We start from the raw sequence: 17,326 nt of genomic DNA, 5'->3' as shown, positions 1-17,326 counted from the left end.
CCGTGAGGGATCGCGGGGAGCTTCCGCCGCCCCGCCGGCCCTCAGGTCACGTCGTCGTAGCCGTTGACCCGGTCCTTCGTCGTCTGCTCGGGCAGGGCGCGGGCCGTGGTGACGGGTTCGATCTCGCCGATGTCGTCGGGCGTGAGGTCCAGCTCGGACGCCTCGTCGTCGTCGGGTTCCAGGGCCTCGCGGCGGGCTCTGCGACGGTCGTTCAGCAGGGAGATGGTGACCGCGGCGAAGTACAGCACCCAGATCGGTCCGGCCAGCATGATCATCGTCAGGGGGTCGGTGCTCGGCGTGGCGATGGCCGCGAACAGCGTGATGCCCATGATCATGGCGCGCCACCAGCCGAGCATCCGCTTGCCGGTCAGTATCCCGGTGAAGTTGAGCATCACCAGCAGCAGCGGCAGCTCGAAGGAGAGACCGAAGACGACCACCATGCGCGTGACGAGGTCGAGCAGCTCGTCCAGCGGCAGCAGGTTGTCGACGTCGCTCGGCGTGAACTCGATCAGCACCTTCGCCGAGGTGGGCAGCACCGCGTAGGCGAAGTAGGCGCCGACGAGGAAGAGCGGCGCACCGGTGGCGACGAACGCGTAGGCGTACTTCTTCTCGCTCTTGTGCAGGCCCGGGGCGACGAACGCCCACAGTTGGTAGAGCCAGACCGGGGAGGCCAGCACGATGCCGGCCGTCAGGGACACCTTCAGAGCCAGGGTGAAGGGGCCGAGCAGACCGTTGATGGTGATCTGCGCGCACGGCTCCGCGCCGGCCTCCGCCTGGGCCAGCTCGGCGAACGACTTCTCACAGCCGATCGAATCGAGGATCGGCTCGGTGAGGACGTTGATGATCTCCTGGTAGAAGAAAGCCGCGACCACAGTGACGGCGACGATGGCCAGCAGCGCCTTCGCGAGCCGGTTGCGGAGCTCACGAAGGTGCTCCGCGAGGGGCATCCGCCCCTCGGGGTCCCTCTCCTTGTTGCGGGCAGACTTCAGCAACCCACGTTCCCATCTCGTGCGGCGGGCCGGAGGTCACCGGCCCTGCGTCAGCGCTTGGTCGTGTCCGTCGGCTCGGTGACCGGCCGGGAGCTGGTCACATCACCGGGGGCGGCCTGGATGGTGCGCTGCGCCGCGGCCTGCTCGGGGTTGTTGGGCGGGTCGGCGGGAGCGGCGTCGTCGGACTTGCTCTCGCTCTTCATCGCCTTGGCCTCGCTCTTGAGGATGCGCGCCGACTTGCCGAGCGACCGCGCCATGTCCGGAAGCTTCTTCGCGCCGAACAGCAGGATGATGACGACGAGGATGAGAATGATCTCGGGGGCGCCGAGCCTTCCGAACATAAGTCTTTACCTTCTCACCGAGGCGGCTGGGTGGGGTGCTGTCCGACCGGCCGGACATATGTCCGATCGATCGTCTTGTGCAGCGATCGTAACGCTCAGGGGTAAACGTGAGGCAATCCCCGTGCGTACTCCCGTCCGCGACCGGGCCTCGTTTTCCGGGTCGCGACCAGCAGCGTACCTTCAGGGGCCTGTGGGGTGACAGGGCGAAGTGCCCCAAAACGCAACTCACACGGCTCCGCCGGGTCACACACGGAGATCCGCTGCGGCGTTCAGGCGTTCACAGCGTGTCCACGGCGCGTGCGGCGCTCGCGGTCGTGCGCTCCAGGTCCTCCGCCGCCCGGCTGATCCGGTCGGCCGAGTCCGCCACCTGCCGGCCCAGCCGCTCCGCCTCGACGAACACCTTCACGGCGAACACCGCGAGAACGACGAGACCCAGGAAACCCACGGCAACCGCAAACATCGGCCAGAACATGACGCCGAGCCTAGACCGTCCCGCGGGCCGGCCCCGAACGCCGGTCCGAACGCCGGTCCTAGACGGTGGAGTGCAGCCGCAGGGTCCGGACCCCGCCGCCGGTGAGCAGTTCCACGACCCGCTCCCCCGCCGGCTTGCGGACGGCGGACCCGCATTCGGGGCAGGTGAACGAGTAGAACGTCGTACGGCTCGTGGCCCCGATGGCGAGGCGCAGGGCGCTCGCGGCGAGCTCGAAGCGGCCCCGGCAGTCCGGGCAGCCCGCCTTGAACACGACCGGGACCACGCGGCGCATGCCGGCGAACGCGGACGCCGCCGTCATGCCCGGCGCACCTGGCCCCACGGGCTCGCTCACAGTCCCCGCTCCCGCCGGTCGTGGGACCCCGCGCCCGGCCCGCCGTGCGTGCCGGCCGCCTCGATCCCGTCGTACGCCGCCAGCGCCTCGCGGGCCGCCTGCCGGGCGCTGCCGGCGAGCTCGGCCGGGGAAACGATCCGGCCGTCACGCCCGAGCCGCAGCGCCAGCCGCCGCAGGGACGCGGGGTCGGGAGTGCGCAGGGTGATACGCAGCCCTCCGTCGGGAAGCTCGTCCGCGCTGTCGTGCGGGTAGTACTCAGCCACCCAGCGCCCGCCCGGGCCGACCTCCACGACGACCTCCGGGTCCTCCGCGGCGGGCTGTACCAGCCCCTCCGACAGGTCCCGCAGCTCCACCTCGGGCGGCGCGGACGGCTCGTCCAGGATGCGGATCTCGGCGACCCGGTCGAGACGGAAGGTGCGCCGGGCCTCGGAGCGGCGGCACCACGCCTCCACGTACGTGTGCCCGACGCTGACCAGGCGGATGGGGTCGATCTCGCGCTCGGTGACCTCGTCCCGGGCCGGTGAGTAGTAGCGGATCCACAGCCGGCGACGCTCCGAGATCGCCCGGTCGACGTCGGCGAAGACACCGCCCTCGGACTCGAAGGTGACGGACAGGCGCGAGCTGGCGCCCGCGGCCTCACCGGCCGAGGTCTCCACCTTGGCGGTCGCCCTCAGCAGGGCCTGCCGGTCGCTCTCGCGCAGGCCGGGCAGGGTCGCCACGGCCCGGGCGGCGACCAGCAGCGCGGTCGCCTCGTCGGCGGCGAGCCGCAGCGGCTCCGCGGCGTCCGCGCCGAGCGCGGCCGGGTTGTGCCACCAGATGCGCTCACCGTCAGTGTCGATGTCGAGCAGATCGCCGCCGCGGAAGCTGGTGCCGCACATGGGCAGCACGTCGAGGTCGGAGACCAGCTCGTCCTCGGAGATGCCGAAGGCGCGCGCCACGTCCTCGACGCGGGCACCCGGACGCTCCCGGAGGTACGTCACCAGGGACAGCATCCGTCGGGTCTGGTCGATGGCGTTCACGGGCCTGACCGGTTTGCCTGCCACTGTTGTTCCCGCTCCCCCTCAGCCCTTGGCCACGGCACGCAGCCGGTCCACCACGTCCGCACGCAACTCCGCGGGCTCCAGCACCACCACGTCCGGCCCGAACTCGACCAGCCAGGCGTCCAGGCCGTGCCCGTACGGAATCTCCAACTCGTCCCAGCCGTCACCGAGTTCCCGCACCCCGGTGGCCTTCGCCCGAAGGGGGTACCCCGCGCCCGTACGCAGCCGGATCAGCGCGGAACGGTCGGCGGTCTCCCCCGCCCAGCTCGCCACCGTCTCACGGACGGTGACGACGTCGGGCACGGGAGCGGTGAACCGGGCGCCGCGCGAGCGCACCTTCCCCGTGATCCGGGACAGCCGGAAGACCCGCTCGGCACCACGGTCACGGTCGAAGCCGGCCAGGTACCAGTGACCGCGCCAGCACTCCAGCGCCCACGGCTCGACGTGCCGGGGCTCGGGCTGGGCGGCGTTGGCCTTGCGGTACTCGAAGAGGACCGGCCTGCGGTCGCGGCAGGCGAGCATCAGCGGCTCGAACGCGGCCTCGTGCACGGGGATGCGCGGCTCCAGCGCACTGTGCGCCTCGTACGGGTCGACGTCCTCGGGCAGTCCGGCCGCGCGCAGCTTCTGCAGCGCGCCGCTCGCGGCGCCGGCCAGACGGGCCTGCTGCCACACCTTCGCGGCGAGCCCGAGCGCGGCCGCCTCCTCGGCGTCCAGAGTGATGGGCGGCAGGCGGTTGCTGTCACGGCGGGCCAGATAGCCGACCTCACCGTCGAGGCTCTCGACGGTCTCGATGACCAGCCCGAGTTCCCGCAGGTCGTCCTTGTCCCGCTCGAACATGCGGTTGAAGGAGTCGTCGGAGCCCGCCTCGAGGTAGGCCTCGATGGACTCGCGCAGCTCGCGCTTGCTGAGTGGCCGCCGCGTCCCGAGCAGACACAGCGCCAGGTTCATCAGCCGCTCGGCCTTGGCAATGGCCATCGACGCCCTTCTCCCTATGGTGCTTACGACGGATGACCGTACCGCCCCGCGGTGGCCCGGCAAAAGCCGAGGGCCCACGCCCGGACAGGCATGGACCCTCGATGACCGGCTCCGATCGGACTTCGATCAGACTCCGAGCAGGTCGATCACGAAGATCAGCGTCTCGCCGGGCTGGATGGCCGGGGTCGGGCTCTGGTCACCGTAGGCGAGGTGGGCCGGGATGGTCACCTGACGGCGGCCGCCGACCTTCATCCCCCGCACACCCTGGTCCATGCCCGCGATGACGCGGCCGCCACCGAGCTGGAAGCGGAACGTCGTACCGCGGTTCCAGCTGGCGTCGAACTCCTCGCCCGTGCTGAAGGCGACCCCCACGTAGTGCACGTTGACGGTCTGACCCGCCTGCGCCACGGCGCCGTCGCCCTCCCAGATGTCCTTGATCTCGAGGTCCGCCGGGGGCTCCCCGCCCGGGAAGTCGACCTCGGGCTTGTCGATGCTCACGTGTTCAGCTCCTGCTTGTCTGCGAAAAGGCAACGGCCCAAGTCTTACATTTCCCGGGCGTCACATCGTCGCCAGGATGTCGACGGAGAAGACCAGCGTGGAGTCCTTCTCGATGCCGCTGCCCTGCGGCGGGCTGTCGCCGTATCCCAGGTCCGGCGGGATGACGATGAGGACGCGGCTGCCGACCTTCTTGCCGGTCAGTCCCTGCGCCCAGCCCTTGACGACCTGCTCGAGCGAGAACGACGTCAGCTGCTTCCTGCCGTACGTCGAGTCGAATTCCTTGCCACCGTCCCACACCACACCCTTGTACTGCACGAGCACGCTGTCCTGGGCGCCGACCTCCGCGCCGTCGCCCTCCAGGACGTACTCCGCGACGAGCTTCTTCGGCGCGTCGGCCTTGGGCACGTCGATGGCGGGCGCCTTGCCGTCGGTGTTGGTGCCGACCTTGGGCAGGTCGGCGTCGCCCTGGGGGACTTCCTTCCCCTTGGCGGAGCTCCTGGCGTTGAAGGTGTCCCGCACGTCGACCACGAACACCAGCGTGTCGGAGCCCTTGATGCCCGCCTGCTCGTTGCCCTGCTCGCCGTACCCCCAGGTGGGCGGCACGGAGAACTCGACGCGGCTGCCGGCCTTCTTCCCCGTGAGCGCGTACCGCCAGCCGTCGATGATGCTGCCCTGGGCGAGCTGGATGACCAGCGGGGTCTTGCGGTCGTAGGAGTTGTCGAAGACCTTCGCGCTGTCCCAGACCTGGCCCAGGTAGTTCACCGACACGAAGTCGTTCTCGGCGACGGCCTTGCCGCCACCGGCGATGACCGTCTTCACCGCGAGGTCCTTGGAGGGCTCGCCACTGCCCTTGGCGACGGTCGGCTTCTCGTCGAACTTCGTCCCCGCTGTGATCGCCGGCAGCGGACCGTCGACGATCTTCGGCGCCGGCGGTCCGGACGTGGCCGACGCCTCAGGCGTCGCACTGTCGCCGGCGTTGCTCGAGCCGGAGTCCTCGTCACCGCAAGCGGCGAGGGTGGCCAGTCCGGCTGGGACTGCGATGAGAAGTGAGCGTCGGCGCACGGTGGGGGCCTCGTATCGGTATCGGTCGGTCCTGCTTGACGAAGTGCGCGCAACTCTACGGCGTGAGAAGGGCACCGTACGGCTAACGTACGGTGCCCGTGTGGCGTTCCGCCGTTCGTGCGGAACGCGTGCCTCACCTCGTCCGGCTCACATTCCGGCGATCAGCTTCTCCACCCGGTCGTCCACCGAACGGAACGGGTCCTTGCACAACACGGTGCGCTGCGCCTGGTCGTTGAGCTTCAGGTGGACCCAGTCGACGGTGAAGTCCCGGCGCTGCTCCTGGGCCCGCCGGATGAAGTCGCCACGCAGCCGGGCCCGAGTGGTCTGCGGCGGAACAGACTTGCCCTCGAAGATCTTCAGGTCGTTCGCGACCCGGGCGGCCTGCCCCTTCTTCTCGAGCAGGTAGTACAGGCCACGACGGCGGTGGATGTCGTGGTAGGCGAGGTCTATCTGCGCCACCCGCGGGTGCGACATGGTCATGTTGTGCTTGGCCCGGTACCGCTCCAGGAGCTTGTACTTCATGACCCAGTCGATCTCGGTGTCGATCCGGTCGAGGTCCTCGGCCTCGATCGCGTCCAGCGTCCGGCCCCACAGCTCCAGCACGCGCTCGACGGTGCCGGTGCGGATACCGCGACGCTCGCAGAAGTCCACCGCCTTCTCGTAGTACTCCCGCTGCACCTCCAGCGCGGACGCCTCCCGACCGCTCGCCAGGCGCACCTTGCGCCGCCCGGTGATGTCGTGACTCACCTCGCGGATCGCACGGATCGGGTTCTCCAGGGTGAGGTCACGCATCACCGTGCCCGCCTCGATCATGCGCAGCACCAGGTCGGTGGCGCCGACCTTGAGCAGCATGGTCGTCTCGGACATGTTCGAGTCGCCCACGATGACGTGCAGACGCCGGTAACGCTCGGCGTCGGCATGCGGCTCGTCGCGCGTGTTGATGATGGGCCGGGAGCGGGTGGTCGCCGAGGAGACGCCCTCCCAGATGTGCTCGGCCCGCTGGCTGACGCAGTACACGGCACCGCGCGGCGTCTGCAGCACCTTGCCGGCACCGCACAGCAACTGCCTCGTCACCAGGAACGGAATGAGGATGTCCGCGAGCCGGGAGAACTCCCCGTGCCGGGCCACGAGGTAATTCTCGTGACAGCCGTAGGAGTTGCCCGCGGAGTCGGTGTTGTTCTTGAAGAGGTAGACGTCGCCCGCGATTCCCTCCTCGTGCAGGCGTCGTTCGGCGTCCACCAGGAGTCCTTCGAGAATGCGCTCGCCCGCCTTGTCGTGGGTGACGAGTTCGATCACGTTGTCACATTCGGGTGTGGCGTATTCCGGATGCGATCCCACGTCGAGATAGAGGCGGGCCCCGTTGCGCAGGAAGACATTGCTGCTGCGGCCCCATGACACGACACGGCGGAAGAGGTACCGCGCCACCTCGTCAGGCGACAGGCGGCGCTGTCCCCTGAACGTGCACGTGACGCCGTACTCGTTCTCCAGCCCGAAAATGCGGCGGTCCATGACTGAACATTACGCCTGATGACCCGAACTGAAACGGGGTTCGACGGCACGGTTCGGATCATTTTCCGATGAAGCCGCAACCACCGCCTGCCGGGCGGGAGCTGCGAGGACCCGCCCGGTGCAGGCCAGGACGAGCAAGGACACCAGTCCGGCCGCCCCGGGCACGGCGAACCCCCACAGCGCCCCACCGTGCTCCACGACAGGCCCCGCGAGGCCCGTCCCCACCGAGGCCCCCACCGTGAACGTCGTCACCAGCCACGAGAACGCCTCCGTCACCGTCCCCCGCGGCGCGTGCAGATCGACCAGGACGAACGCGCAGGCGATGCACGGCGCCAGGAAGACCCCCGCGAGCACGGTGAGCAGCACCATGGCCACCACGCCCGGCATCAGCGTCAACGGCAGGTAACACACCGCCAGCAGGGCCACCAGGACCCGCAGTCGCCGCGCGGGATCACCGGCCCACCGCCGGGCCCCGTACACGGCTCCGCCGATCAGCGCGCCAAGCCCCAGAGCGGCCATCAGCCATCCGTAGACGGCGTCCCCGCCATGCTCGTCGGCATACGGCACGGACGCGACGGTGATGGACCCGAGCGCCATCCCGATGAACAGGAAGGCGCCCAGCAGCGCCAGCAGCCCGGACGAACGCAACGCGCCCAGCCAGTGCGCCTCGCGCGGCGCCGACCGCCACGCGCGCGAGGGCGGCGACACCACCACGGACAAGGCCCCCAGCACACCCACCGCGTTCAGCACCAGCAGGGCCACCAGCGGCGACCAGAGCGACACGCACACCGTCACGAGCAGCGGCCCGACGGTGAACATGACCTCCTGCGCGATGGCGTCCATGGCGTACGCCGTGTGCACCTGGTCCTCCTTGCGGAGCACACTCGGCCACAGCGCCCGCAGCCCGCCCTCCAGCGGGGGCGTGAACAGCCCCGCGGCTACCACGGCCGCGTAGGCGAGCGCGACCGTCCCGGTGCCCGCGAAGGCGAACACCGCCATGGCCAGCGCCGACAGGACGGCCGCCGGCAACTGCACGCGCGGCTGCCCACGCAGGTCCACGAGCCGCCCCAGCACAGGCTGCCCCACGGCGTTGGCGACCCCGTACACCGCGGCCAGTGCCCCCGCGAGGCTGTACGAGCCGCCCTCGGCCCGCACGAACAGCACGATCGCGATCGGCGCGGTGGCGTTGGGCAGCCGCCCCACGAGCGTGCCGACGAGCAGCCGGACGGCATGCCTCGCCCGGAGAATGTCCAGGTACCCGGCGGCCACGACCCACCCCTTCCTCTGAACCAACCAACGAGGTTTTACGTATAACTTTCCGCGCCATACGTACCATGTCGCCTGTTCACGAGTCCAGACGAAAGCGCAGGCGAACGGTGGCACGAGGCAGCACCCGCCCCACGAGCCGGGACGTCGCCCAGGCCGCCGGCGTCTCCCAGGCAGCGGTCTCCCTCGTCCTCGGCGAGAAATGGCGCGGCCGCGTGTCGGAACCCACGGCGCAGCGGGTCCGGGAGGCCGCGCACGAACTCGGCTACCGCCCCAACCTCGCCGCCCGCAACCTCCGCCTCGGCCGCACCCGCACGGTGCTGCTGGTCGTCCCCGCCCTGACCACGGAGTTCTTCGCGGAGGTCTACACAGGCGCCGCGCGAGTCGCCGCCGAGCACGGCTTCGGCGTGGTCCTCTACCCCTCGCCCGAGGGCGTGGGCCCGGCCCGGGACCCCTTCGCCTCCGCCCAGGCCGCCCTGGACGGCGTCATCGCCTCCTCCATGGCGGCCGACGCGCTCACCGCGATCCGGGGCGACCAGCTCCCCCTGGTCATGCTGGACAGCGACCCCCAGGGCAGTCTCGGCGCCGCGACCGTCAACCTGGACATCGCCGACGGCATCCGCCAGGTCGCGGAGCACCTGCTGTCCCTCGGCCACCGCCGCTTCCTCCACCTCGCGGCGGACGTCCCCTCCTGGACCTTCGACGTACGTGCCCGGGAACTCTCGGCACGACTGGCCGCCGTCCCCGGCACCGACCTGCGCACCGCCTCCGCCCCCATCTCGATCGAGGGCGCGCTGACCGCCACGGAGACCGCACTCGCCGCACCCGGCCCCCGGCCCACGGCACTGGTCTGCGACGACGACAAACTCGCGGCCGGCGCCTACAAGGCCGCCCGGCGAGCAGGCCTCCGCATCCCCGACGACCTCTCGATCACCGGCCTCGACGACCTCGGCCTCGCCACGGCCATCGACCCAGAGCTGACGACCGTACGCCTGGACGCGGAACTCTTCGGTGAACGCGGCATGCGGGCCCTGCTCGCGGTCATGGAAGGGCAGCCGCCCGAGGAGGGCGACATCCCGGTCCACCTGGTCGCACGAGGCTCCACGGCGCCTCCACCGGAAAACTGAACGACGCCGGGGCCCATGGCACCCGGCGCCGCTCGAAGGATCTCGCGCAGCGGCTGCCCGCTACTCCTCGCCCTCGTCCCCGTCCTCGTCCGGCAGGGACAGGTCTTCGGCTCCCGCTCCCGCATCCAGCAGCCGCGACAGCTGACCGCCCACGATCCGCTTGAACTTGCGCTTCTGCGGACGCGTACGGTCCAGCACCGCGACCTCCAGCCGCTCCGCCGGAATCTCCCGCTCGCTGCCGTTCGTGTCACGGGACAGCGCCTGCACCGCCAGCTTCAGCGCCTCGGCCAGCGTCATGCCGTCCCGGTGCCGCTGGTCCAGGTACCCGCTGATCTGCTCGGCATTGCCCCCGACCGCGACCGAACCGTGCTCGTCCACGATCGAGCCGTCATGCGGCAGCCGGTAGATCTGGTCACCGTCGGCACTGTCGCCGACCTCCGCGACGACCAGCTCCACCTCGTACGGCTTCTCGGCCTGACTGGAGAAGATCGTGCCCAGCGTCTGCGCGTAGACGTTGGCCAGGCCCCGGGCCGTCACATCGTCCCTGTCGTACGTGTAGCCGCGCAGGTCGGCGTAGCGCACGCCGCCGATCCGCAGGTTCTCGTACTCGTTGTACTTACCGGCGGCCGCGAAGCCGATCCGGTCGTAGATCTCACTGAACTTGTGCAGCGCACGGGACGGGTTCTCGCCGACGAACACGATGCCGTCGGCGTACTGCAGCACGACCAGGCTGCGGCCACGGGCGATGCCCTTGCGGGCGTACTCCGCCCGGTCCGCCATCGCCTGCTGGGGTGAGACATAGAACGGCGTCGACACCGGTTATCCATCCCTTTCTGGAGAAGTCACTGAACCACCTGACAACACGACCGACATCGCCCGCTACAGCAGCGCGGCCCGCGGGCCCTCGGGCTGCTCGAGCCGCCGCTCCAGCACCGCGCGGGCGAGCTCCGCACCCTCGTCGTCGCTCAGCCGGCGGAAGCCGTCCTCGGTGATCACAGTGATGATCGGGTAGATCCGGCGCGCGACATCGGGACCACCGGTCGCCGAGTCGTCGTCCGCCGCGTCGTACAGCGCCTGGACCACGAGCGTCGTGGCCTGCTCCTCGGTCAGGTCCTCACGGAACAGCTTCTTCATCGCACCACGGGCGAAGATCGACCCCGACCCGGTGGTCGCGTAGCTCTGCTCCTCGGAGCGCCCGCCCGTCACGTCGTACGAGAAGATCCGGCCCCGGCCCCGGTCCACGTCGTACCCGGCGAACAGCGGCACCACGGCCAGCCCCTGCATCGCCATGCCCAGGTTGGACCGGATCATCGTGGACAGGCGGTTCGCCTTGCCCTCCAGGGACAGCTGCGCGCCCTCGACCTTCTCGAAGTGCTCCAGCTCCAGCTGGAACAGCTTCACCATCTCCACGGCCAGACCCGCCGTACCGGCGATGCCCACCGCCGAGTACTCGTCCGCCGGGAAGACCTTCTCGATGTCCCGCTGGGCGATCATGTTGCCCATGGTGGCCCGCCGGTCACCGGCGAGAACGACACCGCCGGGGAACGTCACCGCCACGATCGTGGTGCCGTGCGGCGCCTCGACGACACCCTGCACCGGCGGCAGCTGCCGGTTGCCCGGGAGCATCTCCGGCTGGTGCTCACCGAGGAAGTCCATGAAGGATGAGGACCCGGGCGTCAGGAAGGCAGCTGGTAGACGCCCGGTGCTACGAGTGTTGGCTTCCACGCGATTCCCTCCACGTAAGCGGCAGCCCGCCTTATGGCATCGGGCCGATCCTTGAACTGCCCCAGGGCTGCGTTGCAGCTGAAGCACAGTACGCCACGGACCCTACCCGTCTCGTGGCAGTGATCCACATGTGCGGCGGGAGCCGCGAGACATATGCAGCAGACGCCGCCTTGACTTGCGATCAGGGCATCACGTTCTGCTTCAGTGATGCCGTACTGGCGCTTCAGATGGCCTGCTCGGCCCTGCGCCGCTTTACAGGACTTGCAGAGCGTTGCCAGACCGTCGGAAGCTGTGCGGTTCCGTGTCCACTCGCTGTGTGGTTTGATCTCGCCGCATGTTCGGCAGAGCTTGTGGCCCTCGGGCACGTCCACTCGCGGGCGGACACCGCGCCCCTTGGCCACCTGGCGTTCTTGGTGATAGGTCGCGGCACACTCTCGGCAGTAGGCCTGCAACCCGTCACGCATCGCCTTGTTCCGCGCAAACGCTGCCCGCGGCTTGTGCTCCTTGCACCGCGAGCAACGCTTAGCAGCCTCTTCGATCGACAAGCACACCCCCCGCTGCCACCTTCATTTCGAAGGCTACTCGCCGCCCTTTTGAACAAACGAGCGAACGAAATCCTCTGCGTTCTCCTCCAAGACATCGTCGATTTCGTCCAGGACGGAGTCCACGTCGTCGTTCAGCTTCTCCTGGCGCTCCTTGAGGTCCTCGGAAGCCTGCGCGTCCTGCGCCTGCTCCTCGACCTCCTCGGTGGAACGTGTGGCCTTCTGCTGGCCGCCGCCGGTGTCCTTGGTCGCCATAACCCTCACCCCGCTCGGTTCGCCCGACACAGTTGCTCGGTCAAGATCAGACCCTACAAGCCGGGTCCGACATCGGCCCCGCGTTTCTCCAACGAACGGGGGCCATCTCGATGGTTCCCGGACCGGGTGGGTTTCCACCCTGTCCGGCGGTCTCCTCCGTGTACCCGCTCGGCCCGCCTACCCGCCGGCCAGGACCTTGACCAGGTCTTCCGCGGTGCGGCAGCGGTCCAGGAGCTCCTTGACGTGATTACGCGTTCCGCGAAGCGGTTCCAGGGTTGGCACCCGCTGAAGCGAGTCCCGGCCCGGCAGATCGAAGATCACCGAGTCCCAGGAGGCCGCCGCGACGTCGTCCGCGTACTGCTCCAGACAGCGTCCGCGGAAGTACGCGCGGGTGTCCTCCGGCGGCTTCGTACGGGCCCGCTCGACCTCCGTCTCGTCCAGCAGCCGCTTGATGCGGCCACGGTCCACCAGTCGGTTGTACAGGCCCTTGTCGGGCCGCACGTCGGCGTACTGGAGGTCCACGAGGTGCAGCCGGGCCGCGTCCCAGTCCAGGTCGTCGCGGCGCCGGTAGCCCTCCATGAGCTCCCGCTTGGCGACCCAGTCCAGCTCGCCGGCCAGGCTCATCGGATCGTTCTCGAGCCGGTTGAGGGTGTCCTCCCAGCGGCCGAGAACGTCCTTGGTCTGGTCGTCGGCGTCCGCGCCGTACCGTTCCTCCACATATTTGCGTGCCAGCTCGTAGTACTCCATCTGGAGCTGGACCGCTGTGAGCGTGCGCCCGCTGCGCAGGGTGACCAGACGCTTCAGGGACGGGTCGTGCGAGACGTGGTGCAGGGTGCGGACGGGCTGGTCCACGGCCAGGTCGACCGCGATGAACCCGTCCTCGATCATCGAGAGCACCAGGGCCGTGGTGCCCAGTTTCAGATAGGTCGAGATCTCGGACAGGTTCGCGTCGCCGATGATCACATGGAGGCGCCGGTACTTCTCGGCGTCCGCGTGCGGTTCGTCCCGCGTGTTGATGATGGGCCGCTTGAGTGTCGTCTCCAGGCCCACCTCGACCTCGAAGTAGTCCGCGCGCTGGCTGAGCTGGAAGCCGTGTTCGTGGCCGTCCTGGCCGATGCCGACGCGGCCGGCGCCGGTGAAGACCTGGCGGGAGACGAAGAAGGGCGTCAGGTGGCGCACGATGTCCGAGAAGGCGGTCTCGCGCTTCATCAGGTAGTTCTCGTGCGTGCCGTAGGAGGCGCCCTTGTTGTCGGTGTTGTTCTTGTAGAGGTGGATGGGCTGGGCACCGGGCAGCTGGGCGGCGCGTTCGGCGGCTTCGGCCATGATCCGCTCGCCGGCCTTGTCCCACAGGACGGCGTCCCGTGGGTTGGTGACCTCCGGAGCGCTGTATTCGGGGTGGGCGTGGTCGACGTAGAGGCGTGCTCCGTTGGTGAGGATCACGTTGGCGAGGCCGATGTCCTCGTCGGTGAGCTGGCTGGAGTCGGCGGCCTCGCGGGCGAGGTCGAAGCCTCGCGCGTCTCGCAGCGGGTTCTCCTCCTCGAAGTCCCAGCGGGCCCGGCGGGCCCGGTGCATCGCCGCCGCGTAGGCGTTGACGATCTGGGATGAGGTGAGCATGGCATTGGCGTTCGGGTGGCCGGGGACGGAGATTCCGTACTCCGTCTCGATGCCCATTACTCGCCGTACGGTCATGCGGCCCTCCTTGCCCGGCGGTGCCCGTCGTGGGCGCCGCTCAAGTACCGCTGGCGCTCCGATGCGTGTGCGGTGCCCGTCCCCGCACTGCGCGACTCGGCGGTATGGAAGAGCCTAGAACGCCTTTGCGCTGGTGGGGAGATCATTTGCGGCATTGCCTTGCTCCAGTCGGGGCTCCGGAAAACAGTCGGCTGCGGGTACCCGCTGAGGGGACCCGCAGCCGCCCCGCCTTTTACAGGTATTGACCGGTGTTGGCCACCGTGTCGATGGAGCGTCCGGTGTCGGCGCCCTGCTTTCCGGTGACGAGCGTACGGATGTACACGATCCGTTCGCCCTTCTTTCCGGAGATGCGGGCCCAGTCGTCCGGGTTGGTGGTGTTGGGCAGGTCCTCGTTCTCCTTGAACTCGTCCACGCAGGCCTGGAGGAGGTGGGAGACGCGGAGGCCTTTCTGGTTCTTCTCGAGGAAGTCCTTGATCGCCATTTTCTTGGCGCGGCCCACGATGTTCTCGATCATGGCGCCGGAATTGAAGTCCTTGAAATAGAGGACTTCCTTGTCGCCGTTGGCGTAGGTGACCTCGAGGAAGCGGTTCTCCTCGGATTCGGCGTACATCTGTTCCACCGCCGTCTGGATCATGCTCTGGACGGTGGCTGCCCTGTCCTTCTCGTGCTCCGTGAGGTCGTCCACGTGGAGCGGGAGGCGTTCGGTGAGGTACTTGCCGAAGATGTCCTTGGCCGCCTCGGCGTCCGGGCGCTCGATCTTGATCTTCACGTCGAGCCGGCCGGGCCGCAGGATGGCGGGGTCGATCATGTCCTCGCGGTTGGAGGCGCCGATCACGACCACGTTCTGCAGGCCCTCCACGCCGTCGATCTCGGCGAGCAGCTGCGGGACGATGGTGTTCTCCACGTCCGAGCTGACGCCGGAGCCGCGGGTGCGGAAGAGGGATTCCATCTCGTCGAAGAAGACGATGACGGGGGTGCCCTCGCTGGCCTTCTCACGGGCACGCTGGAAGACCAGGCGGATCTGCCGCTCGGTCTCGCCGACGTACTTGTTGAGGAGTTCGGGGCCCTTGATGTTGAGGAAGAAGCTCTTGCCGGCGGCCTGGCCGGTCACCTCGGCGACCTTCTTGGCCAGTGAGTTGGCGACCGCTTTGGCGATGAGCGTCTTGCCGCATCCGGGGGGCCCGTAGAGCAGGACGCCCTTGGGGGGACGCAGCTCGTGCTCCCGGAAGAGGTCGGGGTAGAGATAGGGGAGCTCGACGGCGTCGCGGATGGCTTCGATCTGTCCGCCGAGGCCGCCGATCTGTTCGTAGCCGATGTCGGGGACTTCTTCGAGGACGAGTTCCTCGACCTCGCTCTTGGGGACGACCTCGTAGACGTATCCGGAGCGGGGTTCGAGCAGGAGGGCGTCGCCGGCGCGGATGTTGATGCCGCGCAGTGGCTCCGCGAGCCGTACCACCCTCTCCTCGTCGGTGTGTCCGAGCACCAGGGCTCGTTCGCCGTCCTCCAGGATCTCCTTGAGGGTGACGATGTCGCCGACGCTCTCGTACTCCATGGCCTCGACCACGTTGAGTGCTTCGTTGAGCATCACCTCCTGGCCGCGTCGGAGCTCGTCGAGCTCGACGCTCGGGCTGACGTTCACCCGGAGTTTGCGGCCGCCGGTGAAGATGTCGGCGGTGCCGTCCTCGTTCGCCTGCAGGAAGACACCGAAGCCTGCCGGTGGCTGGGCCAGCCGGTCGACTTCCTCTTTGAGTGCCACGATCTGGTCGCGGGCCTCGCGGAGTGTGCCGGCGAGTCGTTCGTTCTGGGCGGACACGCCGGCCAGATTGGTCTGCAGCTCGACAATCCGCTCTTCGAGAATCCTCGTGTGCCGCGGAGATTCGGCGAGCTTGCGTCGCAGGACGGCGATCTCCTGCTCAAGGTAGGCCACCTGCCCGGCCGGGTCCTCGGACCCGCGTCCCGGGCGGATGCCGCGGTTCATGTCGTCGTCGTGGGCTGCCACGGTCCTCACCTCCTCCAAGGGGAGCTGGACGCTTCCAGACCCTACCTGGGTGGGTGTCGATTGAAACCCCTAGATCACAAAGACTGTCGGGGTGTGTCCGATCTTCACCCTTGCGCTCTCCCTCACGCCAGGGGAATACCCACGGAACGTGAGTGGAACCCAGCCGGAGGTAGGGTCGAAGTGTTCAACACCCGTCAGAGCTGGCCGGATTCCCGAACGGCTCGACGCAGGAAACGGCAGGAGAGATGACTGTGCAGCAGGAGGCCGGAGTCGACGGCGAGGCACTGGAGGTCTGGATCGACCAGGACCTGTGTACCGGCGACGGTATCTGCGCGCAGTACGCGCCTGAGGTGTTCGAGCTGGACATCGACGGTCTGGCCTACGTCAAGGGAGCGGACGACGAGCTTCTCCAGGCCGCTGGTGCGACAACGCCCGTGCCGCTGCCGCTTCTCGCGGACGTGGTCGACTCCGCGAAGGAGTGTCCGGGTGAGTGCATTCACGTACGTCGCGTTTCGGACAGGGCCGAGGTCTACGGCCCCGACGCAGAGTGATCGAAATGTGACTTAATCCGCACGCTCCGTGACCATTGTCGGACGCTGTCTGAATGTGTCGCCCCGTCCGTCGCAGGGCCACGGCTCAAACGGTGCGCGCCTGGGACGGCATGTCGCGGACGAACGCGCCGTTCTGCCACTGCCACTTCGCGTCGTCCGTGACGTCGGGACAGCAACTGGGCACGTCGGCCGACGAGTAGCCGAGGAGCGTCGCGTGGACGGCGCCGCCGCGTACCGCGAAGTCGGTGACCGTCCGGCGGTCCCGCGGGTTCACGAGGGTGGCCACCACGCGGGGCTTGCCGCCGTCGGCGTCCCGCGTGATGACGTACACCCCGTCGGGCGGGGTGCCCATGGGTGCGTCGCAGTGCACGACGGCCACCGTCTCGGGCCGGCCGTCGCGGTCGAGGTCGCCGGAGGCCTTCTTCTGCACCACCGCCTCGACCGGACCGCATTCCAGGGGGAAGGTGACGGCCGCCGGATCGGGCGGCGCGATGTGCGCGGGGGCGTTCTTGGGCTCGGGGGCGGCGGTCTGGGCGGCCGTGGCGGCGTCGGGCCGCAGGACCGAGGACAGGGCGACCACTGCGGCGAGGGCCGTGGCGGTGGCGACCCAGTGGATCGGACGGGTGTGCGTGTGTGACAGGTCCGGAACGGCGGGGTGCTGCACGAGGAGTGTCTCCTGTGAGGGCTGTGCCGGCGGGGGGGTGGCCAGCATCGTGCCACACGTCACAGTGCGGGGGAACGGCGGGGTGGGTACTTGGCCGGGCTGTGTCGCCCCGTACCGCGTCGCCGGGCCAACACGACGGCGCCGGGGGGGGGGGGGGGGGGGGGGGGGGGGGGGGGGGGGGCCGCCCCCCCCCGCGGGGGGGGGGGGGGGGGGGGGGGGGGGGGCCGGGCCGCCGCCCCCCCCGCGGGGGGGGGGGGGGGGGCCGCGGGG

General features: G+C 69.3%; 19 protein-coding genes. 2 read left to right on the top strand and 17 right to left on the bottom strand.

The features are described from left to right. Positions 1 to 41: 41 nt before the first annotated feature. The 10 genes from tatC to ACH4F2_RS33955 form a co-directional block, all read right to left on the bottom strand. Positions 42 to 992 (bottom strand): twin-arginine translocase subunit TatC, encoded by a 951-nt coding sequence (gene tatC / locus ACH4F2_RS34000; protein ID WP_398136597.1) that lies wholly within the window; start codon positions 990 to 992, stop codon positions 42 to 44. Between the two features lie 47 nt (positions 993 to 1,039). Then, entirely contained in the window at positions 1,040 to 1,330 is a 291-nt protein-coding gene (gene tatA, locus ACH4F2_RS33995; protein WP_398136596.1) for a Sec-independent protein translocase subunit TatA, read from the bottom strand. 277 nt (positions 1,331 to 1,607) lie between these two features. Further along, positions 1,608 to 1,802 carry a hypothetical protein gene (locus tag ACH4F2_RS33990; protein ID WP_398136595.1) on the bottom strand — a complete coding sequence of 65 codons (195 nt, stop codon included), beginning with the start codon at positions 1,800 to 1,802 and terminating at the stop codon, positions 1,608 to 1,610. A gap of 58 nt (positions 1,803 to 1,860) precedes the next feature. Beyond that, positions 1,861 to 2,121, bottom strand: coding sequence for a hypothetical protein (locus ACH4F2_RS33985; protein ID WP_398136594.1), 261 nt, complete (start codon positions 2,119 to 2,121; stop codon positions 1,861 to 1,863). A 29-nt stretch (positions 2,122 to 2,150) separates the two neighbouring features. Then, positions 2,151 to 3,197 carry a helix-turn-helix transcriptional regulator gene (locus ACH4F2_RS33980; protein ID WP_398136593.1) on the bottom strand — a complete coding sequence of 349 codons (1,047 nt, stop codon included), beginning with the start codon at positions 3,195 to 3,197 and terminating at the stop codon, positions 2,151 to 2,153. Positions 3,198 to 3,215: 18 nt separating this feature from the next. Further along, positions 3,216 to 4,169 (bottom strand): helix-turn-helix transcriptional regulator, encoded by a 954-nt coding sequence (locus ACH4F2_RS33975; protein WP_398136592.1) that lies wholly within the window; start codon positions 4,167 to 4,169, stop codon positions 3,216 to 3,218. A 126-nt stretch (positions 4,170 to 4,295) separates the two neighbouring features. Then, positions 4,296 to 4,667, bottom strand: a complete 372-nt coding sequence (locus ACH4F2_RS33970) for an FKBP-type peptidyl-prolyl cis-trans isomerase (protein ID WP_398136591.1) — start codon at positions 4,665 to 4,667, stop codon at positions 4,296 to 4,298. A gap of 60 nt (positions 4,668 to 4,727) precedes the next feature. Continuing rightward, the gene (locus ACH4F2_RS33965) at positions 4,728 to 5,729 is read right to left on the bottom strand and encodes an FKBP-type peptidyl-prolyl cis-trans isomerase (RefSeq protein WP_398136590.1); all 1,002 of its coding nucleotides are present in this window, start codon (positions 5,727 to 5,729) and stop codon (positions 4,728 to 4,730) included. A 147-nt stretch (positions 5,730 to 5,876) separates the two neighbouring features. Then, positions 5,877 to 7,238 (bottom strand): Pup--protein ligase, encoded by a 1,362-nt coding sequence (pafA, locus tag ACH4F2_RS33960; RefSeq protein ID WP_055416065.1) that lies wholly within the window; start codon positions 7,236 to 7,238, stop codon positions 5,877 to 5,879. A 9-nt stretch (positions 7,239 to 7,247) separates the two neighbouring features. Then, positions 7,248 to 8,507 (bottom strand): MFS transporter, encoded by a 1,260-nt coding sequence (locus ACH4F2_RS33955; protein ID WP_398136589.1) that lies wholly within the window; start codon positions 8,505 to 8,507, stop codon positions 7,248 to 7,250. Positions 8,508 to 8,614: 107 nt separating this feature from the next. Here ACH4F2_RS33955 and ACH4F2_RS33950 point away from each other — a divergent pair, with 107 nt between their 5' ends. Continuing rightward, a complete protein-coding gene (locus ACH4F2_RS33950) occupies positions 8,615 to 9,631 on the top strand; it encodes a LacI family DNA-binding transcriptional regulator (protein ID WP_398136588.1) in 1,017 nt (338 codons plus the stop codon). A gap of 60 nt (positions 9,632 to 9,691) precedes the next feature. Here the strand turns inward: ACH4F2_RS33950 and prcA are convergent, their stop codons facing one another. The 6 genes from prcA to arc all read right to left on the bottom strand — a co-directional run bounded on the left by prcA (position 9,692) and on the right by arc (position 15,841). Beyond that, complete coding sequence (prcA, locus tag ACH4F2_RS33945) at positions 9,692 to 10,447, bottom strand: proteasome subunit alpha (RefSeq protein ID WP_398136587.1); 756 nt, start codon at positions 10,445 to 10,447, stop codon at positions 9,692 to 9,694. 63 nt (positions 10,448 to 10,510) lie between these two features. Continuing rightward, entirely contained in the window at positions 10,511 to 11,356 is an 846-nt protein-coding gene (prcB, locus tag ACH4F2_RS33940) for a proteasome subunit beta (protein WP_398136586.1), read from the bottom strand. Then, positions 11,308 to 11,901, bottom strand: a complete 594-nt coding sequence (locus tag ACH4F2_RS33935; protein ID WP_398136585.1) for an endonuclease VII domain-containing protein — start codon at positions 11,899 to 11,901, stop codon at positions 11,308 to 11,310. Before ACH4F2_RS33935 ends, prcB begins: the two co-directional genes overlap by 49 nt. A 33-nt stretch (positions 11,902 to 11,934) precedes the next feature. After that, entirely contained in the window at positions 11,935 to 12,153 is a 219-nt protein-coding gene (locus ACH4F2_RS33930; RefSeq protein ID WP_043374843.1) for a ubiquitin-like protein Pup, read from the bottom strand. A gap of 177 nt (positions 12,154 to 12,330) precedes the next feature. Next, complete coding sequence (gene dop, locus ACH4F2_RS33925) at positions 12,331 to 13,842, bottom strand: depupylase/deamidase Dop (RefSeq protein ID WP_398136584.1); 1,512 nt, start codon at positions 13,840 to 13,842, stop codon at positions 12,331 to 12,333. Positions 13,843 to 14,074: 232 nt separating this feature from the next. After that, positions 14,075 to 15,841, bottom strand: a complete 1,767-nt coding sequence (gene arc, locus ACH4F2_RS33920) for a proteasome ATPase (RefSeq protein WP_398136583.1) — start codon at positions 15,839 to 15,841, stop codon at positions 14,075 to 14,077. A 245-nt stretch (positions 15,842 to 16,086) separates the two neighbouring features. On the opposite strand from arc, the gene ACH4F2_RS33915 reads away from it, so the two are divergent. Next, positions 16,087 to 16,392, top strand: coding sequence for a ferredoxin (locus tag ACH4F2_RS33915; protein WP_398136582.1), 306 nt, complete (start codon positions 16,087 to 16,089; stop codon positions 16,390 to 16,392). An 85-nt stretch (positions 16,393 to 16,477) separates the two neighbouring features. Here the strand turns inward: ACH4F2_RS33915 and ACH4F2_RS33910 are convergent, their stop codons facing one another. Then, the gene (locus ACH4F2_RS33910; protein ID WP_398136581.1) at positions 16,478 to 17,056 is read right to left on the bottom strand and encodes a hypothetical protein; all 579 of its coding nucleotides are present in this window, start codon (positions 17,054 to 17,056) and stop codon (positions 16,478 to 16,480) included. Positions 17,057 to 17,326 lie beyond the last annotated feature (270 nt).

The organism is Streptomyces sp. NPDC017890 (assembly GCF_044328675.1).
GTDB lineage: Bacteria > Actinomycetota > Actinomycetes > Streptomycetales > Streptomycetaceae > Streptomyces.
This window is presented reverse-complemented; position numbering and strand designations above follow the sequence as displayed.

Excerpts from the sequence above, each read along its gene's own strand:
- dop (WP_398136584.1), bottom strand. The coding sequence starts at position 13,842 with ATGACCGTACGGCGAGTAATGGGCATCGAGACGGAGTACGGAATCTCC.
- pafA (WP_055416065.1), bottom strand. The coding sequence starts at position 7,238 with ATGGACCGCCGCATTTTCGGGCTGGAGAACGAGTACGGCGTCACGTGC.
- ACH4F2_RS33985 (WP_398136594.1), bottom strand. The coding sequence starts at position 2,121 with ATGACGGCGGCGTCCGCGTTCGCCGGCATGCGCCGCGTGGTCCCGGTC.
- tatA (WP_398136596.1), bottom strand. The coding sequence starts at position 1,330 with ATGTTCGGAAGGCTCGGCGCCCCCGAGATCATTCTCATCCTCGTCGTC.
- ACH4F2_RS33915 (WP_398136582.1), top strand. The coding sequence starts at position 16,087 with ATGACTGTGCAGCAGGAGGCCGGAGTCGACGGCGAGGCACTGGAGGTC.
- ACH4F2_RS33930 (WP_043374843.1), bottom strand. The coding sequence starts at position 12,153 with ATGGCGACCAAGGACACCGGCGGCGGCCAGCAGAAGGCCACACGTTCC.
- ACH4F2_RS33990 (WP_398136595.1), bottom strand. The coding sequence starts at position 1,802 with ATGTTCTGGCCGATGTTTGCGGTTGCCGTGGGTTTCCTGGGTCTCGTC.
- ACH4F2_RS33975 (WP_398136592.1), bottom strand. The coding sequence starts at position 4,169 with ATGGCCATTGCCAAGGCCGAGCGGCTGATGAACCTGGCGCTGTGTCTG.